The sequence below is a fragment of the Nodosilinea sp. AN01ver1 genome (assembly GCF_050565655.1).
Classification (GTDB): domain Bacteria; phylum Cyanobacteriota; class Cyanobacteriia; order Phormidesmidales; family Phormidesmidaceae; genus Nodosilinea.
In genome coordinates this window covers 1-25,447 of the sequence record NZ_JBNXVS010000003.1, presented here as the reverse complement: position 1 = coordinate 25,447, position 25,447 = coordinate 1, and the positions used below count along the sequence as shown (strand labels likewise).

The 25,447-nt window shown below is 56.8% G+C and carries 21 protein-coding genes and 2 pseudogenes; 14 read left to right on the top strand and 9 right to left on the bottom strand.

Annotated elements, in window-relative coordinates; translation table 11 throughout:
* Positions 1-42 precede the first annotated feature (42 nt).
* Positions 43-348, bottom strand: a complete 306-nt coding sequence (locus tag ACQ4N7_RS04105; RefSeq protein ID WP_430710359.1) for a hypothetical protein — start codon at positions 346-348, stop codon at positions 43-45.
* Positions 349-539: 191 nt separating this feature from the next.
* On the opposite strand from ACQ4N7_RS04105, the gene trpS reads away from it, so the two are divergent.
* Together trpS and ACQ4N7_RS04095 are read left to right on the top strand one after the other, a co-directional pair.
* Positions 540-1,550 (top strand): tryptophan--tRNA ligase, encoded by a 1,011-nt coding sequence (gene trpS / locus ACQ4N7_RS04100; protein ID WP_430710358.1) that lies wholly within the window; start codon positions 540-542, stop codon positions 1,548-1,550.
* Positions 1,551-1,635: 85 nt separating this feature from the next.
* Positions 1,636-2,559, top strand: coding sequence for a methylenetetrahydrofolate reductase (locus ACQ4N7_RS04095; RefSeq protein WP_430710357.1), 924 nt, complete (start codon positions 1,636-1,638; stop codon positions 2,557-2,559).
* On the opposite strand, the gene ACQ4N7_RS04090 is transcribed toward ACQ4N7_RS04095, so the two are convergent.
* From ACQ4N7_RS04090 to ACQ4N7_RS04075, 4 genes are all read right to left on the bottom strand, one after another.
* Positions 2,545-3,960, bottom strand: a complete 1,416-nt coding sequence (locus ACQ4N7_RS04090) for a cytochrome P450 (RefSeq protein WP_430710356.1) — start codon at positions 3,958-3,960, stop codon at positions 2,545-2,547. The two genes, ACQ4N7_RS04095 and ACQ4N7_RS04090, sit on opposite strands and share 15 nt — an antisense overlap.
* A gap of 225 nt (positions 3,961-4,185) precedes the next feature.
* Complete coding sequence (locus ACQ4N7_RS04085) at positions 4,186-5,424, bottom strand: glycosyltransferase family 4 protein (protein WP_430710355.1); 1,239 nt, start codon at positions 5,422-5,424, stop codon at positions 4,186-4,188.
* Between the two features lie 760 nt (positions 5,425-6,184).
* Positions 6,185-6,907: a glycoside hydrolase family 24 protein gene (locus ACQ4N7_RS04080; protein WP_430710354.1), complete on the bottom strand. Its 723-nt coding sequence runs from the start codon at positions 6,905-6,907 to the stop codon at positions 6,185-6,187.
* A gap of 143 nt (positions 6,908-7,050) precedes the next feature.
* The gene (locus ACQ4N7_RS04075; protein ID WP_430710353.1) at positions 7,051-8,235 is read right to left on the bottom strand and encodes a photosynthetic/respiratory NAD(P)H-quinone oxidoreductase subunit H; all 1,185 of its coding nucleotides are present in this window, start codon (positions 8,233-8,235) and stop codon (positions 7,051-7,053) included.
* A gap of 112 nt (positions 8,236-8,347) precedes the next feature.
* Here ACQ4N7_RS04075 and rsmH point away from each other — a divergent pair, with 112 nt between their 5' ends.
* From rsmH to ACQ4N7_RS04040, 7 genes and pseudogenes are all read left to right on the top strand, one after another.
* A complete protein-coding gene (gene rsmH / locus ACQ4N7_RS04070; protein ID WP_430710553.1) occupies positions 8,348-9,220 on the top strand; it encodes a 16S rRNA (cytosine(1402)-N(4))-methyltransferase RsmH in 873 nt (290 codons plus the stop codon).
* A 196-nt stretch (positions 9,221-9,416) separates the two neighbouring features.
* Positions 9,417-9,602, top strand: a complete 186-nt coding sequence (locus tag ACQ4N7_RS04065; RefSeq protein ID WP_106871858.1) for a hypothetical protein — start codon at positions 9,417-9,419, stop codon at positions 9,600-9,602.
* A 145-nt stretch (positions 9,603-9,747) separates the two neighbouring features.
* Positions 9,748-9,957 (top strand): hypothetical protein, encoded by a 210-nt coding sequence (locus tag ACQ4N7_RS04060; protein ID WP_430710352.1) that lies wholly within the window; start codon positions 9,748-9,750, stop codon positions 9,955-9,957.
* Between the two features lie 309 nt (positions 9,958-10,266).
* Positions 10,267-10,827 carry a DUF4334 domain-containing protein gene (locus ACQ4N7_RS04055; protein WP_430710351.1) on the top strand — a complete coding sequence of 187 codons (561 nt, stop codon included), beginning with the start codon at positions 10,267-10,269 and terminating at the stop codon, positions 10,825-10,827.
* Positions 10,828-11,400: 573 nt separating this feature from the next.
* A pseudogene (locus ACQ4N7_RS04050) lies at positions 11,401-12,879 on the top strand (diguanylate cyclase).
* Between the two features lie 209 nt (positions 12,880-13,088).
* Complete coding sequence (locus tag ACQ4N7_RS04045; RefSeq protein WP_430710350.1) at positions 13,089-16,694, top strand: PAS domain-containing protein; 3,606 nt, start codon at positions 13,089-13,091, stop codon at positions 16,692-16,694.
* Positions 16,695-17,326: 632 nt separating this feature from the next.
* A complete protein-coding gene (locus ACQ4N7_RS04040) occupies positions 17,327-18,118 on the top strand; it encodes a helix-turn-helix domain-containing protein (RefSeq protein ID WP_430710349.1) in 792 nt (263 codons plus the stop codon).
* A gap of 148 nt (positions 18,119-18,266) precedes the next feature.
* On the opposite strand, the gene ACQ4N7_RS04035 is transcribed toward ACQ4N7_RS04040, so the two are convergent.
* A complete protein-coding gene (locus tag ACQ4N7_RS04035) occupies positions 18,267-19,061 on the bottom strand; it encodes an arginase family protein (protein WP_430710348.1) in 795 nt (264 codons plus the stop codon).
* A 54-nt stretch (positions 19,062-19,115) separates the two neighbouring features.
* The gene (glnA, locus tag ACQ4N7_RS04030) at positions 19,116-20,534 is read right to left on the bottom strand and encodes a type I glutamate--ammonia ligase (protein WP_430710347.1); all 1,419 of its coding nucleotides are present in this window, start codon (positions 20,532-20,534) and stop codon (positions 19,116-19,118) included.
* A gap of 488 nt (positions 20,535-21,022) precedes the next feature.
* Between glnA and apcB the strand changes: the two genes are divergently transcribed.
* Positions 21,023-21,532: an allophycocyanin subunit beta gene (gene apcB, locus ACQ4N7_RS04025; protein WP_430710346.1), complete on the top strand. Its 510-nt coding sequence runs from the start codon at positions 21,023-21,025 to the stop codon at positions 21,530-21,532.
* 54 nt (positions 21,533-21,586) lie between these two features.
* On the top strand, positions 21,587-22,834 hold the full coding sequence (locus ACQ4N7_RS04020) for an FGGY-family carbohydrate kinase (RefSeq protein WP_430710345.1): 1,248 nt from the start codon (positions 21,587-21,589) through the stop codon (positions 22,832-22,834).
* A gap of 29 nt (positions 22,835-22,863) precedes the next feature.
* Here ACQ4N7_RS04020 and petG read toward each other — a convergent pair whose 3' ends face one another.
* A complete protein-coding gene (gene petG, locus ACQ4N7_RS04015; RefSeq protein WP_071527173.1) occupies positions 22,864-22,977 on the bottom strand; it encodes a cytochrome b6-f complex subunit V in 114 nt (37 codons plus the stop codon).
* A 294-nt stretch (positions 22,978-23,271) separates the two neighbouring features.
* On the opposite strand from petG, the gene ACQ4N7_RS04010 reads away from it, so the two are divergent.
* The 3 genes from ACQ4N7_RS04010 to ACQ4N7_RS04000 all read left to right on the top strand — a co-directional run bounded on the left by ACQ4N7_RS04010 (position 23,272) and on the right by ACQ4N7_RS04000 (position 24,661).
* Positions 23,272-23,553, top strand: coding sequence for a hypothetical protein (locus tag ACQ4N7_RS04010; protein ID WP_430710344.1), 282 nt, complete (start codon positions 23,272-23,274; stop codon positions 23,551-23,553).
* 19 nt (positions 23,554-23,572) lie between these two features.
* On the top strand, positions 23,573-24,232 hold the full coding sequence (locus tag ACQ4N7_RS04005; RefSeq protein ID WP_430710343.1) for a hypothetical protein: 660 nt from the start codon (positions 23,573-23,575) through the stop codon (positions 24,230-24,232).
* 255 nt (positions 24,233-24,487) lie between these two features.
* Positions 24,488-24,661, top strand: a complete 174-nt coding sequence (locus ACQ4N7_RS04000; RefSeq protein ID WP_430710342.1) for a hypothetical protein — start codon at positions 24,488-24,490, stop codon at positions 24,659-24,661.
* A gap of 99 nt (positions 24,662-24,760) precedes the next feature.
* Here the strand turns inward: ACQ4N7_RS04000 and ACQ4N7_RS03995 are convergent.
* Positions 24,761-25,447, bottom strand: a pseudogene (locus tag ACQ4N7_RS03995) (cobyrinate a,c-diamide synthase); the annotation flags it as partial.

Sequence of the window (25,447 nt, the reverse complement as noted above, 5' to 3'; positions counted from 1 at the left end):
TGACCTTAGACCCACAAAATTAACCGATCAAACTACCTGCGCCTACTGCTCCTGCATCAGGCGCAGGTAGTTTTGCTTGAGCTGCATGTGGCTCTCGCTGAGGCGATCGGACAGGTTCTTCTCAACCTCAGAGAGCTGTTCCCAAAACAGCGAAGAGCGCTTCGAGCTGATGTACTCTTGCCAGAGCTGCGCCAGCAGATCGGCGGTTTCGGGAGTCTGAGTTTTAAGTTCTGCCAGCAAAGCCTCAAACGCCTCGTGGGCCTCAGGGTGCTGCTGAACGCTTTGGGCCAGGCTAATCGCGGTTTGCAAACGGCTCGACAGATCGGCGGAGTCGGTGGAAGTATTCATAGGGTTTAGTGAATGCTGACGATTGCTACTCATAACGCTAAACAATTAAACCAATCCCGGCAAGGAAAGTCTGACCGTTGGTTCATGTCTGGCTACTGCGGCAGGCAGAGATTAGGGTAGATTCGTAAGGGACTGTGCCACCTGCTGGCTCTGCATCCGTTCCATTCTTCTAGCCGCACCTTTTCTGACCTATGGCCAAACAGCGCATTCTTTCAGGCATTCAGCCGACCGGCAACCTGCACCTGGGCAACTACCTGGGCGCAATTCGCAACTGGGTTGACCTGCAAGAAGAGTACGACGCCTTTCTGTTTATGGCCGACCTGCACGCCATTACCGTGCCCCACGACCCCACCCGGCTGGCCGAAGACACCTACAAGGTGGCGGCTACCTATATTGCCTGCGGCATTGACCCCGAGAAGGCCACCATTTTTGTGCAGTCGCACCTGTCGGCCCACTCGGAGCTGGCCTGGTTGTTTAACTGCATCACGCCGCTCAACTGGCTAGAGCGCATGATTCAGTTCAAAGAAAAAGCCATCAAGCAGGGGGAAAACGTCAGCATTGGCCTGCTCGACTACCCGGTGCTGCAGGCCGCCGACATTTTGCTCTACGAGCCTGACCTGGTGCCCGTGGGCGAAGACCAGAAGCAGCACCTAGAGCTCACCCGCGACATTGCCAACCGGCTCAACTTTCAGTTTGGCAGCGAAGACAACCCGGTGCTCAAGGTGCCCGAACCCATGATTCGCAAGGAGGGGGCGAGGGTGATGAGCCTGACCGACGGCAGCAAAAAAATGTCGAAGTCAGACCCCTCTGAGCAGAGCCGCATTGACCTCACTGACCCGCCTGAGGTAATGGTCAAAAAGTTTAAGCGGGCCAAGACCGACCCCGAACGGGGCCTGTGGTTCGACGACCCGGCCCGGCCCGAGTGCCACAACCTGCTGACCCTCTACATGCTGCTGTCGGGGCAAACCAAGGAGGCGGTGGCAGCAGAGTGCCGCGAGATGGGCTGGGGCCAGTTTAAGCCCCTGCTGGCCGAAACGGCGGTGGCAGCGCTGGCCCCGATTCAGACCCGATTTAGCGAGCTGATGGGCGATCGCGCCTATCTAGAGAGCATTCTCAAAGCGGGTGACGAAAAGGCCCGCGCGGTAGCTAATCAGACTCTAGACCGGGTAAAAACAGCCCTGGGCTACTCTAAGCCGCTGTAGCCATCGAGATATACTGATCAACTACCCCTATTACATCACCCCGTATTACATCGAATCCGAGGCACGGATTCCGGAGGAGGACTTTTTGACTTCTGCACCGTTGGGTTATCGGCTGCGCACGGCGGCCCAGGCTGGCCAGTTTTTGGTAACGGCAGAGGTGATGCCGCCCAAGGGGGGCGACCCAGCGCACATGCTGGCGATGGGGCAGTTGCTCAAGGGCCGGGTGCACGCGGTGAATATTACCGACGGCAGCCGGGCGGTGATGCGGATGTCGTCGTGGGCGGCGGCGCTGCTGCTGCAACAGCAGGGGGTGGAGGCGGTGTGCCAGGTGGCCTGCCGCGATCGCAACCGCATCGCCCTCCAGGCCGACCTGATGGGGGCCTATGCCCTGGGGGTGCGCAACATTTTGGCCCTCACAGGCGACCCGATCAAGGCGGGCGACCACCCTGAGGCGCGGGGGGTGTTCGATTTAGAATCGGTGCGGCTGCTGAAGCTGCTCGACAAGCTTAACTGCGGGGTAGACAGCAACGACAAGCCCCTCACCGATGGAGCGCTCGATCTGTTTGCCGGGGCCGCGATCGACCCTCAGTCGCAGAGCTGGTCAGGGTTGCAGCGGCGGTTTGAGGCCAAGGTCAAGGCGGGGGCGCAGTTCTTTCAAAGCCAGCTGATCACTGACTTCGATCGCTTAGCTAAGTTTATGGATCAAGTGGCTGTGGGCTGCGATCGCCCGGTGCTGGCGGGCATTTTCCTGCTCAAGTCGGCCAAAAACGCCAATTTCATCAACCGCAATGTGCCAGGGGTCACCATTCCCCAAGCCATTGTCGATCGCCTGGCCGCCGCCGCTGACCCCTTGCAAGAGGGGGTACAGATCGCCGCCGAGCAGGTGCAGGCGGCCCGGCAGGTGTGCCAGGGCGTACACCTGATGGCGGTGCGCCGCGAAGATTTGATTCCTCAGATTTTAGACCAGGGGGGCGTTGCCCCAGTGGATGCAGCGCTAGCTCAGGGGTAGGGCCTGGGCCTGGGGCACCCGCTGGCCGATCGGCACCAGCTTCAGGTTGCCCGGCGGGGCCAGGGTGAGGCCGCGTCGCACGGGGCGCAGCGGGCGGCGATCGCGTGGGGCCAGTTCCAGATCCCAGTAGCGCAGCACGGTGGCCAGCACCAGCTTCATTTCCATCAGCGCAAAGGCCATGCCAATGCAGCTGCGGTGGCCGCCGCCAAAGGGCAAAAACTCGGCGGGCGAGTACTGCCGCTCCAAAAACCGCTCGGGCCTAAAGCGATCGGGTTCGGGGTAGAGATCTTCCCGGTGGTGCACCAGGTAAATGTTGAGAAACAGCACCGCCCCCGCCGGAAACTCGTAGCCCGCCACCGTCAGCGGCTGGCTGAGAATGCGAATGCCGGTGGTGGGGGCCACCGGGTAAATGCGCAGGGTTTCCTGGCAGAGGGCTGTGAGGTAGGGCAGGCTGGCGATCGCCAGGGGGTCAGCCTCTGGACCCAGGCGATCGAGGTCATGGCGCAGGCGCTTCGCAACGCGTTCCGTCTCGGAATCGCCCACCTCCGGCAGCCAGTGCACCCAGTACAGCGCCCAGGTCAGCGCGGAAGCGGTGGTTTCGTGCCCCGCCACCAGCAGCGTCATCAGCTCGTCGTGCAGCTCGCCGTCGCTGAGGGGCTGGCCCTGCTCGTCGCGGGCGGCCATCATCAGCGACAGAATATCGGTGCGCTCAGGCTGGGGCTGCCGCCGCCGCTCCTCAATTTCGGCGTAGATCAGAGCGTCGATCTCGGCTTTGATACGCACAAACCGGCCCCAGGGGCTGATCGGCCCCAGGTCCTTTTGCAGCCCCGGAAAGAAAATAAAAAAGGCGCTAAAGGGCGTGCCCAACCCCTCCAGCAGGGTGCTGAGCAGCTGCCGCAGGCGATCGTAGCGATCGCCGTCCTCCAGCCCAAACACCGCCTTGAGAATCACCCGCAGGGTAATGTCCTGCATGGCGGCCCGCACGTTAAACGCCGTGCCCGGCTGCCAGTCAGCCATCGCCTGCGCGGTCAGATCGCAGATCACATCGCCGTAGGCCCGCATGCGATCGCCGTGGAACGGCGGCATCAGCAAGCGGCGATGGCGACGGTGGCGATCGCCATCTAGCAGCAGTAGAGAGCGATCGCCCAGCAAAAAGGTCAACCCGCTGCCCGCGCTCTGGGGCGGCACATGAAACTGAGCCGCATCAGCCTGAAAAATGCCCTGAATTACCGCCGGGTCGGCCACATAGATCGAAGGCGGCGGCCCTTCTCCCACCTGAAATACTGGGCCGTAGCGGCGATAGTTGTCTTCGAAGTACTCTAGCGGGCGCAGAATCAGCTTAGGAGCGCGCTGCCAAAAGGGCGTTTTAGAACCGGAAAGCGTAGAAATGCTGATAGACATAGAGTTAGACCAGTCCGAGCTACTGCCTAATACGAAATCTGATTTGGTCAACCCCGATTCATCGTCAGGGACCCTGCAGGGGCGACACATACCGTACCCCTACAAATCGAGGGCGCTCATGCATGATTTGGTAGACAACCCTTCCATGCTAGACCACCTCAGGCCAGACCACCTCAGCTACCTGCCCAGGCTCAGCAGCGGCCATTCTGCTCTCAGTTGGTGCGCTCAGCTCAGCGTTGACAGGACTGGGCTAGACTTGAGCTGCTGCTGCTGATACGAGCACTGCCCCAAGCTGTGGCCAAATAAAAACTGACGACTCTCCGGCGTATCTGCGATCCACTGCCCAATTAGGTCATGCCACTTAACGGGCAGCTGTAGCCTAGCCCAGGCGTCGGCAGCATTTAAGGACAGGGTGTTGTAGACCCCTGCGTCAGTGAGCAGAGTCTTGATGCAGCGAGCCAGGCAGACGGCGTCTTTCTCAGGAAACATCAGCACATCTTTTCCTAGCTCAAATTTTTGCAAAAACATAGGGTGGTCGGAAAGAATCAATGGCGTTCTAACCGTTAACGCTTCGTATATCGTCAGAGGCAATCCTTCTGGGTAGACATGGCGGCTAGGCACTACAACCACATCAGCCCAGCGCATCTTTTCTAAAACCTGATCATTGGGCAATCCTCCCGTTAAAACCACCTGCTTATCTAACCCCAGGCGGTCAACTTCGGCTCGAAAAGAATCTAGTTCTCCCCTCCCAATCAGAGTTAGGTTAGGGGTTATACCAGCGTCCTTCAGTATGACCAGGGCATTTAAGATGTCACCTACCCCTTTAACCTCATGAATAGCACCAACGTAGACAATATTTCGCTCACCAATCGGTGCATTTCCTAAACTCTTAGGCGTAAAATCTTCGGGAGTCGTTTCGTATGGATAGTCCCAGGGGATGATTTTGCCAGACTGAACGCCAATATGCTCTAGAGAATGACACGAACTCAAGCCGTGGTTGGCCACTAAATCAATTGCTTTATCATTCAGCACGCGAGCCAACCGTCTGTGACGGAGCTTAGCAAGAATGTTGCTCCCCTGAAATGAGTCAGCGAACAGTCCCATCGTCTTTACCTGGTTGCGCTTAGCCCACTTAAACGCAGAGGTCACAGGGAAATGGACAATTAAATGGGTAGGTTTTTGCTGGTCAAGCAAATCGAGGAGATGACTAGTATCTTTATAGGGGTCAAGATTACCGCCGACAGCACGCAATCCAGGTGCTAAAACCTCGTTGTATTCAGAATTCGTTCTACAGCAAACAAAGATTACCTCATTGACTTGCTGGCCAATCGCAAGGATGCTTTCTAAAATATATTTATGACCAAAATATTGTTGCTTGCCGGATTGGGAGAGAAGCTGATAAGTCTCTCGCAGATCGCCGGCATACTGAAGAATCACCAGGCGGACTCCAGCCAAATTAGACATAGGGATTAAATTTATTAGATACAGCTATAGTCTACAGTCTAGAGAAAATAATTGTTTACGGCAATGTCTCAAGTATTCCGAAAAGTATCTAAAACTACCTGTTGATTGAAAACGACACAAAATAACGAGTTTATGCGTCCAATGGAAACTGGCCCGAGTGAATTCTAAAGGCTTTCTTCTCCACCAGACGTTATAGTTCCCCAATTGGCCCTGCAATCTTCATCAAAAAATAATTAACTTAAAGATATCTTTATTGGCTCCGATTGAACATCGCGGTGGGCGGACCGGATGGCTAGGGAGACAAAAAATACATGGCAATTAGCCTTTCAGTAAATTGGTGATCTCAACTAAATTCGCGGAGTAGATCATCGCCGTGCGTAATGCAATAAAGCTCACCCAGCACGCCTAAGTAGGTGGTCCTCAATAGAGGATGCTGTAAGGTGAGTTGTGGCGACCGCCCAACGCGCCGCGAGGCCTGGGCTGATGCATTACGCTGGCGCGATACTCGTAATGCTATCCCATACAACCCCTGCGACTACCGGTGGTGGTGTCCTGGTGCTCTGCTACCGTAAGGTAAGACCCTGGCCACTGTATTGATTTGATTGATTTGGTAGCTTAGACCATCAGCTATAGCAACCGTCACCTGAATCAGGACGTGGCCACAGAGGGATTTTCTAGGGCAGCGGTTGCGAGCGTTGTAGCAACGCTGGAGGTAGATCGTAACTGCCTACAAGGATGATGGCCAAAATTGATGACAGCCCTAAGGCAACCGCCCCGAGGACGACTGCTCTAGCTCTTCCTTGAGTAGACTGTCGTAGATGCGGGGTAGTCGGGCTGTCATGCTGTTTGATTCAATACCATAGCCGAGGCTGGTCCAGGTGCCAGACAGGTGGCGCAAGACTTCGTCTAACCGCCCTTCGCGTAGGGCGGTAGAAATATCGAGATTCCAGGCTGAGGAATCTTTGAGCCAGTTGTAGACCACCAAATCCTGAGATTCGGCGTCAAAGCTGTAGTCGCCCCAGGCCCCGAACCAGCTAGACGATTTGGGGTGGTACTGCCGAGCCTTTTCTTGCCAGGTACTGGTTAAAAACTGGTAGCGTCCGGCGGCGGTGGTGCAGCGGCCCTGGTTTGGCCCAGCGACAATCTCAACGCAGATATTGGGGTGGCGATTGAGCTGAGCCACTAACTGCCCGCCGTAGAGCACGTTGTAGGGCTTGCTGATGTTGGACTCAGCCGCCGAGATGGTCCGCATTAGCGCCCTGATGTAGGGGTCGCCGCCAGCCATCGCTAGCGGTTCGGGATGGCTGACCCACACCGTTTGTTGAATGTGCCGCAGCGAGGTGCGAGGCAGCGATCGCAGGCTCAGCGCGCCCCCCACCAGCAGCAGCAAAAACGCAATCGTCACCGCTCGCCGCCGTTTTGCCTGCTGAATACGGCGCTGTCGGGCTAGATGAGGGGACGAGCTTGAGGGCAGTGAGGTCACAGGCGACGAAACGATCAGGAACAGGTCTGAACAGCGGCAGCTAGCCTGGCAAGCGAAAGCTGCTTTACCTAGTCCTGCAGGCAGAGCAGCCATCGCTATATTAGTTCATTAGCTCAAAAACCTGGGCTGGGGTGGCACCCTATTTAGCGGTCTACAGAGCCCATGATGATGTCGATGCTGCCCAGAATCGCCATAATATCGGCCACCTTAACCCCCTTGAGCAGGTGGGGCAAAATTTGCAGATTGTTAAAGTCGGCGGCGCGCACTTTGAAGCGCCAGGGAAAGATGTTGTCATTTCCCATAATAAAGACGCCTAGCTCGCCTTTGCCGCTTTCCAAGCGCACGTAGTGCTCTCCAGCGGGGATTTTGAAGGTGGGGGCAATTTTTTTGCCGATGAACTGGTAGTCAAAGCTGTTCCAGTCCGACTTCGGGCCTTCGGCCATGCGCTTGGCCTCCAGGTTTTCGAAGGGGCCGCCGGGCAAGTTTTTGCAGGCCTGCCGAATGATTTTGACCGACTCGCGCATCTCACGAATGCGTACCTGGTAGCGGGCCATGCAGTCGCCAGCGGTTTCGTAGTGTACGTCCCAGTCAAAGTCGTCGTAGCACTCGTAGTGGTCAACCTTGCGCAGATCCCACTTGACGCCCGAGCCGCGCAGCATGGGGCCAGACAGACCCCAGGCGATCGCGTCGTCGCGGGAGATGGTGCCTACCCCTTCAATGCGGCGGCGAAAGATGGGGTTGTTGGTAATTAGCTTTTCATACTCGTCGACTTTGGGCAAAAAGTAGTCACAGAAGTCGAGGCACTTTTCGAGCCAGCCGTAGGGCAAGTCGGCCGCCACACCACCGATGCGGAAGTAGTTGTTGTTGACCATGCGATAGCCCGTAGCAGCTTCCCACAGGTCGTAGATCAGTTCGCGCTCGCGGAAAATGTAGAAAAACGGAGTCTGGGCACCGACATCGGCCAGGAAGGGACCAAGCCACAGCAGGTGGTTGGCGATGCGGTTCAGCTCCAGCATGATGACGCGAATGTAGCTGGCTCGCTTGGGTACCTCAATGTTGGCCAGCTTCTCGGGGGCGTTGACGGTGATAGCTTCGTTGAACATGCCCGCCGCGTAGTCCCAGCGGCTAACGTAGGGCACAAACATGAGGTTGGTGCGGCTTTCAGCGATCTTTTCCATGCCTCGGTGCAGGTAGCCAATCACCGGCTCGCAGTCAACGACGTCTTCGCCGTCGAGGGTGACAATTAGCCTCAGCACCCCGTGCATCGAGGGGTGGTGAGGCCCCATGTTGAGCACCATGGGTTCGGTCTTAGTTTCAATGATTGACATAGGGGCTACCCAATGGCCAAAGTACTGTTCTGCTGTATCTTTGAGTATCTTAATGGGTATCGCCTCAGTTTGCGATACAGAGTGCGATACCGAGCAGGGATTGGGATTGCTGATGGCAGAGCCAGAGTTTAATCATGTGCCGGTGCTGCCTGAGGCCGTAATCGAAGGGCTTAACATTCAGCCCGGTGGCCGCTACTTAGATGCGACCGCTGGCGGCGGCGGCCACAGCCGGTTAATTTTGGCGGCTGACCCCACGGTGAGCCTGGTAGCGGTCGACCAAGACGCTGCGGCGATCGCGGCCACCCAGGCCAATCTGGCCGAGTTTGGCGATCGCGTGTCCTACTGGCACGGCAACTTTGCCGAGTTCAAGCCCTCGGGTGCGCCCTTTAGCGGCATTCTGGCCGACCTGGGGGTGAGCTCGGTGCAGCTCGACGTGGGCGATCGCGGCTTTAGCTTTCGCCAGAGCGCCCCCCTCGACATGCGCATGGACCTGCGCCAGGATCTGACCGCCGCCGACATCGTCAACCACTGGGACGAAACCGAGCTGGCCAACTTGATCTACACCTACGGTGAAGAGCGCCTCTCGCGCCGGATCGCCCGCAAAATTGTCGGCCAGCGCCCCTGGCAGACCACGACCGATCTGGCTGAGGCCATCTCCCACTGCGTGCCGCGCAGCTACCGCTATGGCCGCATTCATCCGGCGACCCGCACCTTTCAGGCCCTGCGCATTGCGGTCAATCGAGAGCTGGAGGTACTAGAGACTCTGCTCAAGGTCGCCCCGACCTGGCTGGCCCCTGGCGGACGATTAGTGATCATCAGTTTTCACAGCCTGGAAGATCGACTGGTCAAGCACACGCTCAAAGAGTCTTCTGACCTCAAAGTCATGACCAAAAAGCCGGTGATTGCAACCGAAGCCGAACTGAGCCAAAATCCTCGCGCCCGCTCGGCCAAGCTGCGAGTAGCTGAGCGTATTGTTGTGCTGTAGCCAATCGTTCAAAGCCGCAATTGTTATGTTTATTGATGAAGGAATAGTCGCAACCGTATTTGAGGCAACAATTCCGCAAACCAAGGTAAAGATTAAAATTAATTCGCAAGAAATAGTTTTGCCTCACAGTTCCTTCATATAAGATTGAGGAGCAGGGAAGGTTTCCTGTCCCATTAAATTCTTTTTACAAATCACCATGAATACTCAAAACGACGGCAACTACCGCTTTTCTGTGCTGCCTGGCACTCGGGATCACCGCGGTTTCTTCGTTCAAGAGACAACCTATGAGCTGGTTGATGTCAGCGATGCGGGGTGGGCTCGTATCTGTTTAGACAGTGCCGCCTGCTACTACGTAGACCCCGCCAATATTCAGTCTCTTTGATAGTTAATGGGCCACCAATTGGGGCCTTTGGTCTGCCCTAGATAGGGTGTTTACCAGACAATAGCTGGACTCCGTCTCAGGGTTGACTCGGCGTGTGAGGAATCGTCGCTACAGTCATTCTTTCTTATCCAAGGTCGCGAAACCAATGAACGCTGCAACTCGAGTTTTCTCTGTTTACGTGTCTGATCTGGTTGTTGAACTGCGCGACAACGGCAGTGGCTACTCGGGCGACGGGCGTCTGGTGTGTCGGCAGCACAACTACGACAGTCTGTTTCGATTTGCCAAAAACCTGGCGCTAAATCGCGCTATTCCCCTGCGGGACTACACGCGATCGAGCGCTCAGTATCAATACTAAGCCAGCTGTCAACGAGAGCGTTGGGGCAGTGCGGTATTTAAGTTGCCCTTGCCCCTTCAAATGAGCAGTTTCCCAGCCTAAAGCCCGCCAGTGATGACGAGCTTTAGGCTGGGGGTAAGTTACATCAATTGGCCAGAGGGCTATCTACCGCAAGTACTTAGCTATCTCTAACTTTCAGCCGGTTTAGCCACGCTACCCATGCTCTACAGTGGTTGGTGGTAGGGTTGAGCGGTGGTACAGAAACGACTAATGCTCGTTCTGACCTGCTCTTAGCCATCCCAGCACTTTGCACGGTTGAATAGGGCCTGCGTGACGACATTTTCAAGCTTCATTAACTCAGATGGTGCCGGTATTGGTGCAAGCAGCACGGCTGAAGCTCTGGAACTTTTCGACGGGCTGGATACAGCCGGTGTCGGTGACCTAATCGGCTCGTGGCGGGGAGAGAGCTTTCCCACTGGGCATGCCCTAGACGGCGCGCTTGAGGCCTACTACTGGCACGGTAAGCGGTTTGAGCATGCCGAGCACGTTCACCCGCTAGTTTTTGAGACAATGGGTGGCGGCACCGCAAGCGTTAACCCCCTCTGGGCGCTGCCCGTGGTTCAGTGGCTAAATCGCTTGCCGATTCCCAAGTCTCAGGCGGCGGGGCGTATTTTTCAGCTGGGCATTGGTCTGGTTTCTACCAGCCGTTCCTGTGCGCGGCTGCGCTTGACCCACTATCGAGGCAAAGTGTCTGCAACTATGATCTATGACACCCTGCCTATTAACGATGTTTTTCGCAAAATCAACGACAATACAATGCTTGGCCTGATGGATTTAAAGGGAGCGGAACAGCCGTTCTTTTTTGTATTACACCGTGCGCCTTTGGAGTAGGTAGGTAGCAGTAAAAAACGGCCAGAATTTTTCGTATTGGTCTCACGAAGATGGCTCAAAAAGATCGAATTGATACAACAACTTCACTGACGGCTTAGCGAAGACAGTGAGTGCATCTCAGTTTCGTAATTCTTGCTCGTGGTGCGTCTGAGGTAAGTGGGTCGCCTCAATTGTTCGTAGGATGTGCGATCGCGTCAGCGTTACGCATTAGCCCAGGCGTGGCGGTGCGTTGGGCGGTCGCCACAACTCACGCTACAGCATCCTTATATTTAGAACCACCTGCTTAGCGCGGTCCTAGCGCGGTTTTTGTCGCCTGTATTTTTGCGGCAGCCGCTGGACTCAGGGGGTGCTCTATTTGTCTCGCGATCGCTGCCGACACAATGGTTTTAGCCAAGATTTTTTGAGCTTGGTTACCGTTACAATCGGGAAATTTCTGCAGACGTCTAAGGGGTTTGCCCTCTGTTAGGTTGCGATCGCAGAGAGCTGCCGCCCAAACTCACGAACAATACGCTTACTGAGTGAGAATGATAAACACTACAATCGCTTACTGATGACTGAGCGAGTTCCTGCGGTATGTCGTACGATTCTGCGCTAATGGGCCGGCGGGAAAGGCCAAAAGAAATTTTGGTAGTGGATGATACTCCCAACAATCTGCGACTCCTGCTGCAGGCGCTGTCTTCGGAGGGCTACATGGTGTGCTGTGCCAGAAGCGCTGCCCTGGCGCTGTCAAGGGTAGAAAGAGTGCTGCCCGATATGGTCTTGCTAGACATTCGCATGCCTCAGATGAGCGGGTACGAACTGTGTGAATGGCTGAAGGCCAACGACAGAACGCGCCAAATTCCGGTGATTTTTCTCAGCGTTTTAGACGACGCTGAGGACAAGGTAAGGGCCTTTGGGCTGGGGGCGGTTGACTACATCGCTAAACCCTTTCAAATTGAGGAGGTGCTGGCGCGGGTAGAGTATCACTTTCAGGCTCAACAGCTCCAGATCCAGCTTCAGACCGAGAACCGTCGCCTGCACCAGCAAAATGCAGAGCAGCAGCAGTCACTGGCGCAAATGGGGCAGTCTTACCACCGGCTGAGTCAGGTGTTAGACTCTCTGGCCGACGGCATTGCCGCTTTTCGAGCCGTGCGCAACCAGCAGGGAGAAATCGAAGACTTTCAGTGGCTGCTAGGCAACAGGGCCTGGGCCAGCTGGGCCGGGCGATCGCCTGCCGAGCTGGTCGGAGCCCCCCTCTCCGAGGCTTTGATCAACTACCCCAGCGACGACTTGTTGAATCTGTTTATTCAGGTGGTGGAGCGGCGCGAGTCGCTACAGTATGAGCTGCTCTGTGAACCCAGTGGCGAAATTCCGCTGTGGTTTGAGCTGATGGCCAGCCGCCTGGGCGATGGCCTGGTAGCGCGGCTCAAAGACATCACCGAGTACAAGCAGGTCGTGACCCAGATGCAGACCGCCATTGCTGAGCTGCAGATTTTAACCGCTCAGGATGGGCTGACGCAGGTGGCCAATCGCCGCGCCTTTGACCAATATTTGCAGGCAGAATGGCTGCGGCTGGCCCGCATGCAGGAGCCGATCTCGCTGATTATGGGCGATATTGACCGATTTAAGCGGTTTAACGACCTGTGCGGCCACGCCACCGGAGACGAATGCCTGCGGCAGGTGGCCGCGGCGATCGCATCGGTGGTCAAGCGCCCCGCCGATATGGTTGCCCGCTACGGCGGCGAAGAATTTGCCATTTTGCTGCCCCACACCAATATGTAGGGAGCAGCCCAGGTGGCTGAGCAGGTGTTGGCAGCTATTACCCACCTGCGGCTGGAGGTACCACAACCCGACTGTGAGCGAGTCAGCCTGAGTTTGGGGGTCGCTAGCCAGGTTCCCAGCCTGGCAAGAACGGTAGAAACGCTGCTGAGAGAGGCTGATACAGCTCTCTACTCCGCCAAGCGGCAGGGCGGCAACCGGGTTTGTCTGGCGGCCTCAGCAACGCGCCTCAGCGATGGCTCAGGCAGCGACGCCAGGGCAGAGGATATAACCGTTGGCGATGAAGAAGGGTAGCCTGTTGCCGGAGACAGCACCCTGTAGGCATACCGTGGTTCAGAGTTATGATTTGAGGAATAGGCCTAGGCCAGGGTAGACAAACGGGCATTTGTCTGTAAGGCATGGGCATGATGGCAGAGAGCCAGGTTTGAAGGGTGCGATCGGCTCTGTACGACTAGGTGTGTTCCGTCGCCCTAACTCAACTATTTCAGCTTTCAGTGCCCCCCATGGCTACTATTCTCTGTGTTGACGACAACCCGCTGACGCTACCGTTCGTCAGGGCTCAGCTGGTCAAAGAGGAGTTAGACTACCGCGTTGCCCAGGCGGCTACGGCCTCGGAGGCGATCGCCCAACTCCAGGCAATCGACGGCACTGACTCCGATCTCCCCCTGGTGATGGCCGCTCAGGCTCTAGTTAGCCCGGCCTGGATTGAGCTGCTCTACCGTCAGTTTCCACGAGCGCTGCTGCTGCTGCTGGATGTGGAGGACATGGAGGCGATCGCGGCGCTGCTGCCGCTGGGGCAGATCTACCGCTGTATGCCGAAGCCGTGGCACCCCGTTGACCTGCGGCTGACGATGGCCGAGGCGCTGCGGCGCTATCACTACGAGCAGGAACTGGTGCAGCTGCGGGCCGACCTGACGGCAGCCCAGCAGCGCATTGCCAACCTGAGCGATCTCAACCGCCAGCTGGCTACCCCTGAGTCGGCTGACTATCCCGAAACGGCCAGGGCGCTGCGGGCCAGCGAAGCCCAAAGGCGGGCCATTCTCCTGGCGGTGCCCGACGTGATGACGGTGCTGACCGAGCAGGGGCAGTACGTCGATTTTTCGTACAACCAGTTCAGCGGCGAACTCCTTGCGGTGGAGGCCTCCCGGATTATGGGCTCCTACCTGAGCGATTTCTTTCCGGCAGACCTGGCTCAGCAGTGGCTGGCGGCCATTGGGCGCACCCTGGCTACCGGCACGCTGCAGCGATTTGAGCAGCAGCTGCGCTTTGGCGATCGCATTCAGTATGAGGAGGTGCGCATTGTCCCTTACCAGGACAACTGGGTACTGGCCATGGTGCGCAACGTCAGCGAACGAAAAATGGCCGAGCGGGCCCAGCAGAAGAGTGAAATTTACTTTCAACAGCTGACCGAGACCCTGCCCGGAGTAGTGTACCGCTACCTGCGCCATGCCGATGGTACCGATGCGTTCACGTATATAAGCCAGGGATGTCAAGCCCTTTACGGCGTTACCGCCGCTGCCGCCATGGCCAACTCCAGCAGCGTATGGGAGCTGGTTTACCCCGAGGATGTGCCTCTGCTGATCGCCCGCATGGAAGACTCAATTCACTATCCTGAGCGGGGTTTTCAGGTTGAGCACCGCATTCTTACCCCCAGTGGCGAGCTGAAGTGGCTGCAGGCTGAGGCCCTACACCCCTGGCAGCGGGAGAATGGCGACCTGGAATGGAACGGCTTTGTGCGCGACATTACCGACCTAAAGCAGACCGAACTGGCCCTGCAACGGCTCAACGGCGAACTTGAACAGCGGGTGCAGCAGCGCACTCAAGACATTCAAAAGCTAGCCGCCATTGTCGAAAACAGCACCGACCTGATCGGCATGACCAGCCTTACGGGCGAGTTGCTTTACCTAAATCAGGCTGGGCAGCGGCTGTTAAGCCTATCGCCTGAGGCGGGTATCGGCCAACCCTGGAGCGTTTTTCTCAGCCCAGCGGCAGTCTCTCAGTTTGAGCGGGAGACCCTACCCGTTGTGATGGAGCAGGGCTACTGGCGCGGCGAGTCGGTCTTTCTCGATCGCCAAACCGGGGAGGAGATTGTGACCGAGCAAACGCTGTTTTTAGTGCGCGACCCCGATACCCACGCGCCCCTCTGCGTCGCCATGATCTATCGAGACATGCGCGATCGGGCGCGGCTGGATGCCGAACGCAAACGGGTCGAGCAGGCGCTGCAAGAATCGCGCAATATGATGCAGCTGGTGCTTGATACTATTCCCCAGCGGGTGTTTTGGAAGGACCGCGACTCCCGCTTTTTGGGCTGTAACCCGGCCTTTGCCAACGACTATCGGCTCACCCCAGACCAAATTGTTGGCAAAACCGATTTTGAACTGCCCTGGACCGCCCACGCCCAGACCTATCGGGCTACCGATGCCAGAATTATGGCCAGCCAAGCGCCCGAACTGGGCTTTGAGGAACTCACCACCAGCGTCACGGGCGAACAGATCTGGATTCGGACCAGCAAAGTGCCGCTGACTACCACCAACGGCGTCGTGATTGGGGTGCTGGGCTGCTACGAAGACATTAGCGATAGCAAGCAGGCCGAGGCCGCGCTTAAAACCCTAAACCAGGAGCTAGAGCAGCGGGTGCAGGATCGCACTATGGCCCTGCAACAGGCGATGGAAGCGGCCCAGATGGCGAGTCAAGCGAAGAGTACGTTTTTGGCCAACATGAGCCACGAGCTGCGCACTCCCCTCAACGCCATTTTGGGATTTTCTCAGCTCATGGCCCGCGACTTTGCCCTGGGCAGCAGCACCCGTGAATCGCTAGAGATTATCAACCGCAGCGGTGAGCACCTGCTCGACTTGATCAACGACATTCTTGAAATGGCCAAAATTGAGTCGGGACAGGTCAGCCTCAACCCTCTGCGCTTTGATCTAGACGCTCTGCTGCGCACACTAGAAGATATGTTTCACCTGCGAGCCAGGGGCAAAGGGCTGACGTTTGTGGTCGATCGCCATCCGGCTTTGCCCTGCTACCTGCACAGCGATGAAGCCAAGCTGCGCCAGGTGCTAATTAACCTGATTAGCAACGCGATTAAGTTTACGCCGCAGGGGCAGGTCTGTTTACGAGTGGCTCCGGCGGCTAGCGATCGCCCCCCTGCCGCTAAAACCCTACCTATGACCTTTGCCGTCACCGACACCGGCATTGGCATCGCGGCCGACAACCTCGATCGCCTGCTGGAGCCTTTTGTGCAGGTCAACCAGGGGGCTGGCGTATACGAGGGAACCGGGCTGGGGCTGTCGATTAGCCGTCAGTTTGTGCAGCTGCTGGGCGGCACCCTCACCGTCGAGAGCCAGCTGGGCCTGGGGTCTACCTTTGCCTTTACCATTCCCATGCCGGTGGCCGACACGGTGGATGTCGCCGAATCGGTTGTGCTGCCCGCCCAGATTAGCGGGCTGGCGGCTGGTCAGCCCCGCTACCGCATTTTAGTCAGCGATGACGACGATATGCACCGGCAGCTCTTGACCCAGCTGCTGCGGGCCACCGGGTTCGATGTTCGCGAAGCCAAAGACGGGCAGGAGGCGATCGCCCTCTGGCAGCGCTGGCAACCCCAGCTGATCTGGCTCGACATGCGCATGCCGGTCATGAGCGGCTGCGAGGTGGCCCAATCCATTCGCAGGCAAGAACAGGCCGCTAGCCTAGTCCCCACCAAAATTATTGCTCTCACCGCCAACGCCTTTGAAGAAGACCGCGCCCTGGCGATCGCTCGCGGCTGCGACGATTTTGTGCGCAAGCCCTTTCAGCTTGACTATGTGCTGGCCAAGCTGGCCGAGCACCTGGGGGTGCAGTATACCTACAGCTCAGAGCCGACGGCAGCGCCCGCCGCACCCATAGCCGATACCGATGCGATCGCCACCCTGCGCACCCTGCCCCCAGACCGCCTCGCCCAGCTCCACGAAGCCACCCTCAGTCTCGACAACCAACGCCTCACCCAGCTAGTTGCCCAACTCACCCCCGACCACCGGCCCCTGGCCGACCTGCTCAATCTGCACTGCAATAACTTCGCCTTCGACCTCATTCACGCGCTGCTCCAGCAGGCCATCACCACTAAAAACTAAGAATTTGGGGGTATCCCAGAAGCTGCTGAGGTACCCCCTGGTGCGCCAGGCCCATGCCATAGAGCCTTTGGCTGACCCTACAATTCGACCTCTGTAGAATCGGGGCCGTGTGGTTAGGATGTGGCACTGGCATTCTGTCTAGCTCTGGACAGCCGAGACGGCTATCTCAAATGCCTCCAACCCTTGCGCCCTAGGGCAGTTCTTCGGCTGTGGGTCAGCTGTCGAGGCCCTGGTCTACAACCGCTGGTCGGCGAGTCAGAAGATAAAACAATGGCCCAAACGAGCCTGTGGTAAGAGTGGCAACGATCCAAGGCCACGGGTTACGGCCGATTGCTTTAGCATCTCGCCACATCCAAACCATGGCCAGGCTCAGGGCAATAACCAGATCGGCCAAGACTTGGCCTTCCCCAAAACTTTGAAAGTGGGGTGCGAGAATGCCCCAATAGCCATACTGCCAAAGTGCTACGGCGCTCAGGGCCCCAAACAAACTAAGGGTCAAGACAATCAAACTGCGTTGCATAACTAAACCTCTTGAGAAAGGGCACGTCCAGTATTGAGCGTCTACGTTATAGAATCAATTACCTCAGAGGTAATGAAATGGCGCTGGCCGTGGCTTAATTTTGGCGATCGACATGTCGACTTCAACCTTGACTGGTACCCTGCGCCAGGTGCGTAAGGCTCGGCGGCTGAGTCAGCTCGAGCTGTCGCTGCGCCTGGGGGTGTCTCAGCGGCACATAAGTTTTGTGGAAAGCGGCCGCGCCAAGCCCAGCCGCGAGCTGCTAATGGCCTGGCTACAAGAGCTAGAAGCCCCGCTGGTGGTACGCAACGAGGTCATGTTACAGGCGGGCTACGCGCCGGTTTACACCGCTGCACTACTGGATGATCCGGCGCTACAGCAAATCAACTCAGCACTAGAGCAGCTGTTATGTGCCCACGACCCGATGCCCGCGCTGGTAATAGACGAGCACTGGAATTTGCTGCGCCTAAACCGGGGCGGCCAGTGGCTGGCCGCTGCGTTGATGCCAGGAGCGATCGATTTACCAACCGATGCGCCAATCAATCTGCTAGATCTGTTGTCTCATCCAGAAGGGTTCGCCAAACCAATCGTCAATTTAGAGGAGGTTGGCCCTCCACTGCTGGCACACCTGCGGCACGAAGCCTCTGTACAACCTGCACTGACGCCCAAGGTAGACGCGTTTGAAGCCATGCTATACCTTCGCCTTGGTAAGCAAAATCTACATACGCGCCCTACAGCACCCGTACTGACAACGCGCTACGCCACTGAGTACGGCGAACTGGCATTTTTCAGCATGTTTACAACCTTTGGTACACCGCAAGATATCACTCTAGCGTCACTACGAGTGGAGCACTTGTTTGCCGCCGATGAGGCTACCCATGCAGTGCTGAGAGCGCAGGTTAAATAGGTATATCTGAGCTGAGTGGGGCAAAATAGACACAACAGTTAAACCTATGCTTTCTTCGTTGTGACTTATTTTGACTCAAGCCTTTAAATTTAGCTGAGACATTATTCTAGTTTAGACAAGTTCTATGACGTAGCTGAAGCAAGGGGCTTCAAAGGATTAATTCAATGCCTTCAAGCATAGGGGCAATTTCTAAAGCTGCTGAATGATTAGAACCAGTGGGCAAGAATTCCAGCACGCTAAAACCAACGACATCAAAGTTTTTTCTTAAGGAATTCAAAAAACTCTTAAGCTTGTCCACATATATCCCGCCTGGAGTGGGGCAGGCAACATGGGGCCATTCTTCAGGATCAATGACATCTAAATCAAGATGAATGTAAATTTTGTCAGAACCCGCCTCATTTAGGGCCGAAAACACCTTACCAAAGCTCTCAAGATTAATATCTTTCGCAGAGAAAACAGACAATCCCTTTTCCAAAATCACGCTCTTTTCGGCTAGATCAAACTCTCTTGCTCCAATTAGAAATACCTGCTCTGGTCGTAAGGTTGAGAAAGCACGCTTGACAATCTCGGCGTCACCCTCGCCCAGCAAAACCCTCAGGGGCATCTTATGAAGCGCAATTTCAACGCCGCAGTCTCCTCCAATAGTCAAAATGCGTTCTGGGTTGTGGGCTTGAATCACTTTACGGGCATCTAAAAGCTGAGAAAATATTTGGCTGTACCCAAAAATATTTTTCTCAATAGTAAGTGAGTACGTTAGAGAAATAGGAACTTGTTCAAAGGAGATTTTGTTGTGTAGAGTCTTATGAAGCAGCTTAGCCCCTTCATAAAGTTCAAGTCTTGCTGACCCCTGCCACTGCGGGAAAAAGAGGTTGAGGGTTCTGGTTGAGGATGCTGGCATCAATAGCTCATCTAACATTGAAACAAGCAAAAGAGGCCAGAGCATTAAGCCCTGGCCTCCTCTGTTCATACTCCTAAACTAGGAACTAGCTCACCTACTCTAGCAATCGTAGTAGAGAGCCAGCTCGTAGGGGTGGGGGCGCAGGCGCATGGGGTTAACTTCGTTGTCGAGCTTGTACTCGATCCAGTTGCTGATGAAGTCTTCGGTGAAGACACCAGTGCTGGTCAAGAAGCCGTGGTCAGCTTCGAGGGCCTTGAGGGCATCGAGCAGCGAACCGGGGGTCGAGGGAATCTTGGCCAGTTCCTCAGGGCTGAGGTCGTAGATATCGACATCTAGCGGATCGCCGGGGTCGATCTGGTTTTTGATGCCGTCGATACCGGCGCAGAGCATGGCGGCAAAGGCCAGGTAGGGGTTCGAGGTGGCATCGGGGCAGCGGAACTCCAGGCGCTTGGCCTTGGGGTTGTCGCCGGAGAGGGGAATGCGCACCGAGGCGGAGCGGTTGCCCTGGGAGTAGGCCAGGTTCACAGGAGCCTCGAAGCCGGGTACCAGACGCTTATAGGAGTTGGTGGTGGGGTTGGTCAGCGCCAGCAGAGCGGGGGCGTGCTTGAGAATGCCGCCGATGTACCACAGAGCCATTTGGCTCAGCCCGGCGTAGCGATCGCCTGCGAACAGAGGCTCACCGTTGTTCCAGATCGACTGGTGGGTGTGCATGCCAGAGCCGTTGTCGTTGAACAAGGGCTTGGGCATGAAGGTGACGGTCTTGCCCCAGCGCTTGGCGACGTTCTTAATGCAGTACTTGTAGATCATCAGCCAGTCGGCGGCCTCGATTAGTCGCCCAAAGCGAATGCCTAGCTCGCACTGACCGCCCGTGGCCACTTCGTGGTGGTGCTTCTCGATCGGTACGCCCAGCTTGGCCATCTCCAGCAGCATTTCGCTGCGCATATCCTGGGAGGTGTCGGTGGGGGCAACGGGGAAGTAGCCCTCTTTGTAGCGGGGCTTGTAGCCCAGATTGCCGCCCACTTCTTCGCGGCCTGTGTTCCAGCGGCCCTCGACGCTATCGACGTAGTAGTAAGCCGAGTGCTCGTTCTGGTCGAAGCGCACGTCGTCGAAGATGAAAAACTCGGCCTCGGGGCCAAAGAAGGCGGTGTCGCCAATGCCGGTGGACTTGAGATACTCGATCGCTTTGGTCGCGATCGCACGCGGGCAGCGGGAGTACAGTTCGCCCGTGCGCGGCTCTTTAATGGTGCAGATCATGCTCAGGGTGGGGTGAGCCATGAAGGGGTCGATCCAGGCGGTGTCGGGATCGGGCACCATCATCATGTCTGACTCGTTGATGGCCTTCCAGCCCCGAATGCTGGAACCGTCGAAGGCTACCCCATCGCTGAAGCTGCTCTCGTCAATTTGGCTCTTGTGCACGGTGAGGTGCTGCCAGATGCCCGGCATATCAATAAATTTCAGGTCAATTAACTCAATGCCGTCATCCTCAATCCATTTCAGGATGTCTGCTGGGGTTGCCATGAACTACTCCTTAGCCTCGTTTAGCGTTCAAACTGCGGGAGAACCGACTTAACACGTCGTTGGTGATGCCCTAGCACCGATAGGTCTACCCTGCTGCGGTGGCCCAAGACAAGCCATACCCCTGTGCTGATCGATACGGGATGATCGACACGGGCATACCGACGCGGCGGGCTCCATAGGCATCAACTCATCTGAATCATCCTAGGGAGAGGGGTTAGCCTATTTTGTATCGACCAATACTTTTTGTCAGGGAAAGCCAACAAAAGCCCTGTGACAGACCATGATGTTTTGTAACAATTCACTCATAAAGCCCAGGCTCTGGCGGTGCTGGGTCGCTCAGGGGCCAAGCCCCCGTGGTAAACTCTTTCGAGAATAAAACATGGCTACTGTAGAGGTTAGAGCCTCTGGCCAGGGGTGGGCGCACCGCGCCTGCAACCGTTGATTTATTAAAATGCTGTTTGCCAAGTGAGAGTTGGGAGAAACCACCTATGCGGGACGCTGTCACCACGCTGATCAGGACCTACGACAACACCGGGCGCTACCTCGATAGCAACGCCCTCGACTCTATCAAGTCTTACTTTGACAGCGGCCTCGATCGCATCAAAGCAGCGGCGGTCATTAGCGCCAACGCCGCTGGCATTGTTAAAGAGGCTGGCGTTACGCTGTTTGCCCAGGTGCCCGAGCTCATTCGCCCCGGCGGCAATGCCTACACCACCCGCCGCTACGCCGCCTGCCTGCGCGACATGGACTACTACCTGCGCTACGGCAGCTATGCCCTGGTCGCAGGCAACCCCGACGTGCTTGACGAGCGCGTGCTCACGGGCCTGCGCGAAACCTACAACTCCCTGGGTGTGCCCATTGCCCCCACGGTCATTGGCATCAATATTATGAAAGATATCGTCAAGGCCAAAGTACAGGAGGCCGGTGTTACCGATCCTTCCGTCGTCGATTATCCCTTCGACTACATGACCCGCTCAATTAGCGAAGTTAGCATCTAGGCAGGGCGGGGCGAATGGTGCGGCCCGCAGCGCCCGTAGCGATGTGGTTACTTTGTGACTGACCTTCCCCTAGCTCTAGGCCTAGACTTTGGTACCTCTGGGGTACGTGCCGCTGTGGTCGATCCACAGCGGCATCTTTGTTGGCAGCATCGCCTGGGTTACCCTGACCTGCCCGCCCCTGAGGGCTGGCGACGAGCGCTGTTTAGCCTGCTAGAGGCGCTGCCCGAGGCGATCGCCCCGCACATTGGCCGTATGGCCATCGACGGCACCTCGGGGACGGCGGTGTTGTGCGATCGCAGCGGCTCTGCCCTCACCCCGCCGCTGCTCTACAACCACCCCTGCCCAGAAAGCTTAGACAGGGTTAAAGCGATCGCCCCCAACGGCCCCGCCGCCAGCGCTACCTCCAGCCTGGCCAAGCTGGTGTGGTGGCACCAGAGCCTGCCCCCAGACCTGTGGCAGCGAGCCGCTTACCTGCTGCACCAGGCCGACTGGCTCAGCGCCCAGCTCCACGGCCAGCGGGGATTGAGCGACTACCACAACAGTCTCAAGCTCGGCTACGACGTCGGTAGCCTGAGCTATCCGCCGGAGATGCTGGGGCAGCCCTGGACTGCCGTGCTGCCTCGGGTGTTGGCTCCCGGTGAGGGGGTAGGGCCGGTAACGGCGGCGATCGCCCAGCGGTTTGGCCTGTCGCCCCAGTGTCAGGTGGTGGCGGGCACCACCGACAGCATTGCGGCCTTTCTGGCCAGCGGGGCCAGCGCCCCAGGGGATGGCGTCACGTCGCTGGGCTCGACCCTGGTGATCAAGCTGCTCAGCGATCGCCGCATCGATGCAGTGGAGTACGGCATTTATAGCCACCGTCTAGGCCACCTCTGGCTAGTGGGCGGCGCTTCCAATACCGGCGGTGCCGTACTCGAAAAATTCTTTGACCGAGATGCCCTGGCGGCCCTAAGCCAGCAGATCGACCCTGCGGCTCCAACCCGCCTAGACTACTACCCCCTGACCCAGCCAGGGGAGCGGTTCCCCATCAACGATCCTGGTTTAGCCCCTCGCCTTACCCCTCGACCAGAGAACGACGCAGAATTTTTACACGGTCTGCTGGTTGGCATAGCCCGCATCGAGCAGCGAGGCTACACCCTGCTGGCTGAACTAGGTGCCTCGCCGCTGCGGCAGATCTATACCGCCGGAGGCGGGGCCGCCAACGAAACCTGGCGACAGCTGCGGGCAGGGCTCATGGCGGTGCCCATTAAAAACGCCGCCTCGATTGAGGCGGCGGTAGGTAGTGCTTACCTGGCCTTAGGCTAGCTAGCTTACAGAGCCTTGGGCTGACTGGCCTACAGACCGAGTTCGTTGCCCCGGCGGTACTGCATATAAGCGGCGACAAACAGGCCAGCCAGGGTGACAGGAATAAACCCTAGAACAATGCCACTCAGTAACGGCTCAACCACAGCTAAACTCCTAATTTCAACAAAATATATAGGTCTTACCATAGCACTAATCAGAGCCTGAGGAGGGGCTTTCAAGTCGTGCTACCGGCTTGGCTTGGGCCAGTGGTCGCAGCCAGCGACAGAGCTGCCGCTACAATTCACCGACCAAATGTTAGGAATTGCCGATATTTTAGGCAACTGGCTCCTAGTGTATTCAGGTTTTGAGGAGCAGCAAAAAAGCCCAAATAGCCGTACTTTGAAAGGAGCAATGAGCTGTTTGAGACAAAAACTATACCCGTTAAGCGGCACAAATGCTTGAGAGAGTCTTTTGATTTTTGTGCGCTTATTGAAAAAGATGAGGTGATTGTGTACAGTGCTTCTGGACTGTATACAGAGACACCCCTTGGCGATTCTTTAGCTCAAGATTGTGCATTGCTCTCTGTAAATTTCTGTGCTGAGGTCAGGGGCGATCGCTTCGGCTCGCAACGCCTTAGCCCTGTTGTTTTGCTTTTTTTGGTCGTTTTGGTCACGCTACTGCCCTGGATAAACTGCACTTTTGGCAAGTTAATGGGCAGCTTGCGGTTCGTGGTTCTTTAGAATTTTTAGGAACAGTTTCATGCTGACTCATCTGCCTCAACTCACTGGCCGAGCATTTAGAGCTATAGCGGCTGGGGTTTTGGTCATTACCTTAGTCTTTTTGAGCGGGCTGGGTGCATCGTCTCAAGCGCTGGCCGCGCCCAAGGGCACTCTGACCGAAACGATGGATCTCAAAATGACCCAGGCGGCCCAAGAATTTGTAGAGACAGTGTTAGACGACTATGCAGACGCTTTAGAAGATTCGTTTTCTGAAGCGGTCAAGCCGCTGAAGTCTGTCACTAAAGACTTGACCAAGCAGCTCAGCAAGGCCGCTAGCGCGCCTACCTCGGCTGGTACAACCACCCTCGATCCCAAAATTGAAAGCGCAAAGGCGGCGCTAGATACGGCCTCCACCTCGTTTGACACCCTAGTTGCCGACGCGGCTTCCTTCAAATCCACTCTAGAGGCGGCCCCCAGCCAGCTCAAAGAGGCTATTGATATGCAGCTGGGCACCAAGTTTGATGAGCTGCAAAAGGCGTTTGAAGAGGTGTCAGGGGCGATCGCGCTGCTGTCGCAAGATACGACTACCCTTGATGCGGCTGATCCCGCCGCAGGCACCACTGCCCTGACCGAGCACGCTACCCTGCTCTCTGAAGCGATCGAATCAGCTAAAACCGTTATGTCTAGCTTTGGCGATTAGGGTAGGTTTTACTCTCTGGGCTAAGCTCAGAACCGATCGCGCCCAGCAATGGGCGCAATGACTTATAAACAGGCTTTCCGCTATCAGGGTGGGGAGTCTGTTTTGGTTATGGACTGGCGCGAACAAATTATTGTTGAGCGCCTCATCCTTAAGAGGGACTGTGCATCAATTCTGCTCATGCAACGCATAAACGTCGTTTTTGGTATATGAAAATACAGTTTTGTTACTATGCATATGTATTCAAAAGGAGGCGTCATGAAAAACCAAGCCCACAAAACCTGGAATTCTGAACAGCTTGTGCAAATGAGCGATGCATTGGGCGGCGGCTATGTGCCCGGTATGCAAGCAAGCAAATCTGCTAACGGCGATCGCTGGACAGCCCAGCGCCACATTCAAGTCTCTGCCCTGATGGGCCAGGCCTATCTGTAAGGTTTTCAGCCAGAGCACAGCCGATCGCGATCGCTGATTCAAGATTGGTACGAAGCGAACCAGCAACCTCTTTCCCGCATTGGGAAAGAGGTTTTTTATTCAAACAACGGCCCGTTTGCGGTAGCGGATGCAGGCCGCAACCAGGGCCTGAGCTACCTCTGGGCAGCCGCCCCAGTGCAGGTGAAGGTACGATGCCTGTACCTGGTTCAGGCTCCAGCCCTCGACGGCATGGGGCTGCTCGGCCCCGTAGCGCTTGAGCTGGTAAACGGGATAATCTGGCTCCGTCTCGGTCTGAGAGCGATGGAACTCGTGCCCCCAGACCGATTGCCCCTGCGCCAGCAAAAAGCTGGGCTGCTGAACCATCGCCTGACGGTAGCCCAGGGTCAGCCGTGGGGTCATGCGTACCGTCGTGGGCAGGAGCCCCACCATCGGCCAGGGCTGGTCATCTAAATCGACTAGGGTTGCCGCCAGATACATCAGCCCGCCGCACTCGGCATAGGCCGGTAAGCCTGCCCGCAAGAGCACGTTCAGCCTGGTGCGCAGCTCCTGGTTGGCCGCCAGCTGAGCCGCAAACATTTCGGGGAACCCACCGCCAAAGTACAGGCCATCGATATCGGCGGGCGGGTGTTCGTCCCGCAGCGGGCTCCAGGGAATCAGTTCGGCTCCCAGGGATTTGAGGATATCGAGGTTGTCGGGGTAGTAGAAGCTGAAGGCGGCATCCTGGGCGATCGCGAGACGGGGCTTTGGGGCAGGGGAAAGGGTGGGTAGGTGGGTAGGTGGGTAGGT

What these genes read in the sequence shown, in the direction of transcription:
- ACQ4N7_RS04005 (WP_430710343.1), top strand. Translation starts at nt 23,573, where the DNA reads ATGCTGACTCATCTGCCTCAACTCACTGGCCGAGCATTTAGAGCTATA.
- ACQ4N7_RS04060 (WP_430710352.1), top strand. Translation starts at nt 9,748, where the DNA reads ATGAACGCTGCAACTCGAGTTTTCTCTGTTTACGTGTCTGATCTGGTT.
- ACQ4N7_RS04065 (WP_106871858.1), top strand. Translation starts at nt 9,417, where the DNA reads ATGAATACTCAAAACGACGGCAACTACCGCTTTTCTGTGCTGCCTGGC.
- apcB (WP_430710346.1), top strand. Translation starts at nt 21,023, where the DNA reads ATGCGGGACGCTGTCACCACGCTGATCAGGACCTACGACAACACCGGG.
- ACQ4N7_RS04045 (WP_430710350.1), top strand. Translation starts at nt 13,089, where the DNA reads ATGGCTACTATTCTCTGTGTTGACGACAACCCGCTGACGCTACCGTTC.
- ACQ4N7_RS04075 (WP_430710353.1), bottom strand. Translation starts at nt 8,235, where the DNA reads ATGTCAATCATTGAAACTAAGACCGAACCCATGGTGCTCAACATGGGG.
- ACQ4N7_RS04085 (WP_430710355.1), bottom strand. Translation starts at nt 5,424, where the DNA reads ATGTCTAATTTGGCTGGAGTCCGCCTGGTGATTCTTCAGTATGCCGGC.
- rsmH (WP_430710553.1), top strand. Translation starts at nt 8,348, where the DNA reads ATGGCAGAGCCAGAGTTTAATCATGTGCCGGTGCTGCCTGAGGCCGTA.
- ACQ4N7_RS04105 (WP_430710359.1), bottom strand. Translation starts at nt 348, where the DNA reads ATGAATACTTCCACCGACTCCGCCGATCTGTCGAGCCGTTTGCAAACC.
- ACQ4N7_RS04040 (WP_430710349.1), top strand. Translation starts at nt 17,327, where the DNA reads ATGTCGACTTCAACCTTGACTGGTACCCTGCGCCAGGTGCGTAAGGCT.
- ACQ4N7_RS04000 (WP_430710342.1), top strand. Translation starts at nt 24,488, where the DNA reads ATGAAAAACCAAGCCCACAAAACCTGGAATTCTGAACAGCTTGTGCAA.
- trpS (WP_430710358.1), top strand. Translation starts at nt 540, where the DNA reads ATGGCCAAACAGCGCATTCTTTCAGGCATTCAGCCGACCGGCAACCTG.
- ACQ4N7_RS04035 (WP_430710348.1), bottom strand. Translation starts at nt 19,061, where the DNA reads ATGCTCTGGCCTCTTTTGCTTGTTTCAATGTTAGATGAGCTATTGATG.
- glnA (WP_430710347.1), bottom strand. Translation starts at nt 20,534, where the DNA reads ATGGCAACCCCAGCAGACATCCTGAAATGGATTGAGGATGACGGCATT.
- ACQ4N7_RS04090 (WP_430710356.1), bottom strand. Translation starts at nt 3,960, where the DNA reads ATGTCTATCAGCATTTCTACGCTTTCCGGTTCTAAAACGCCCTTTTGG.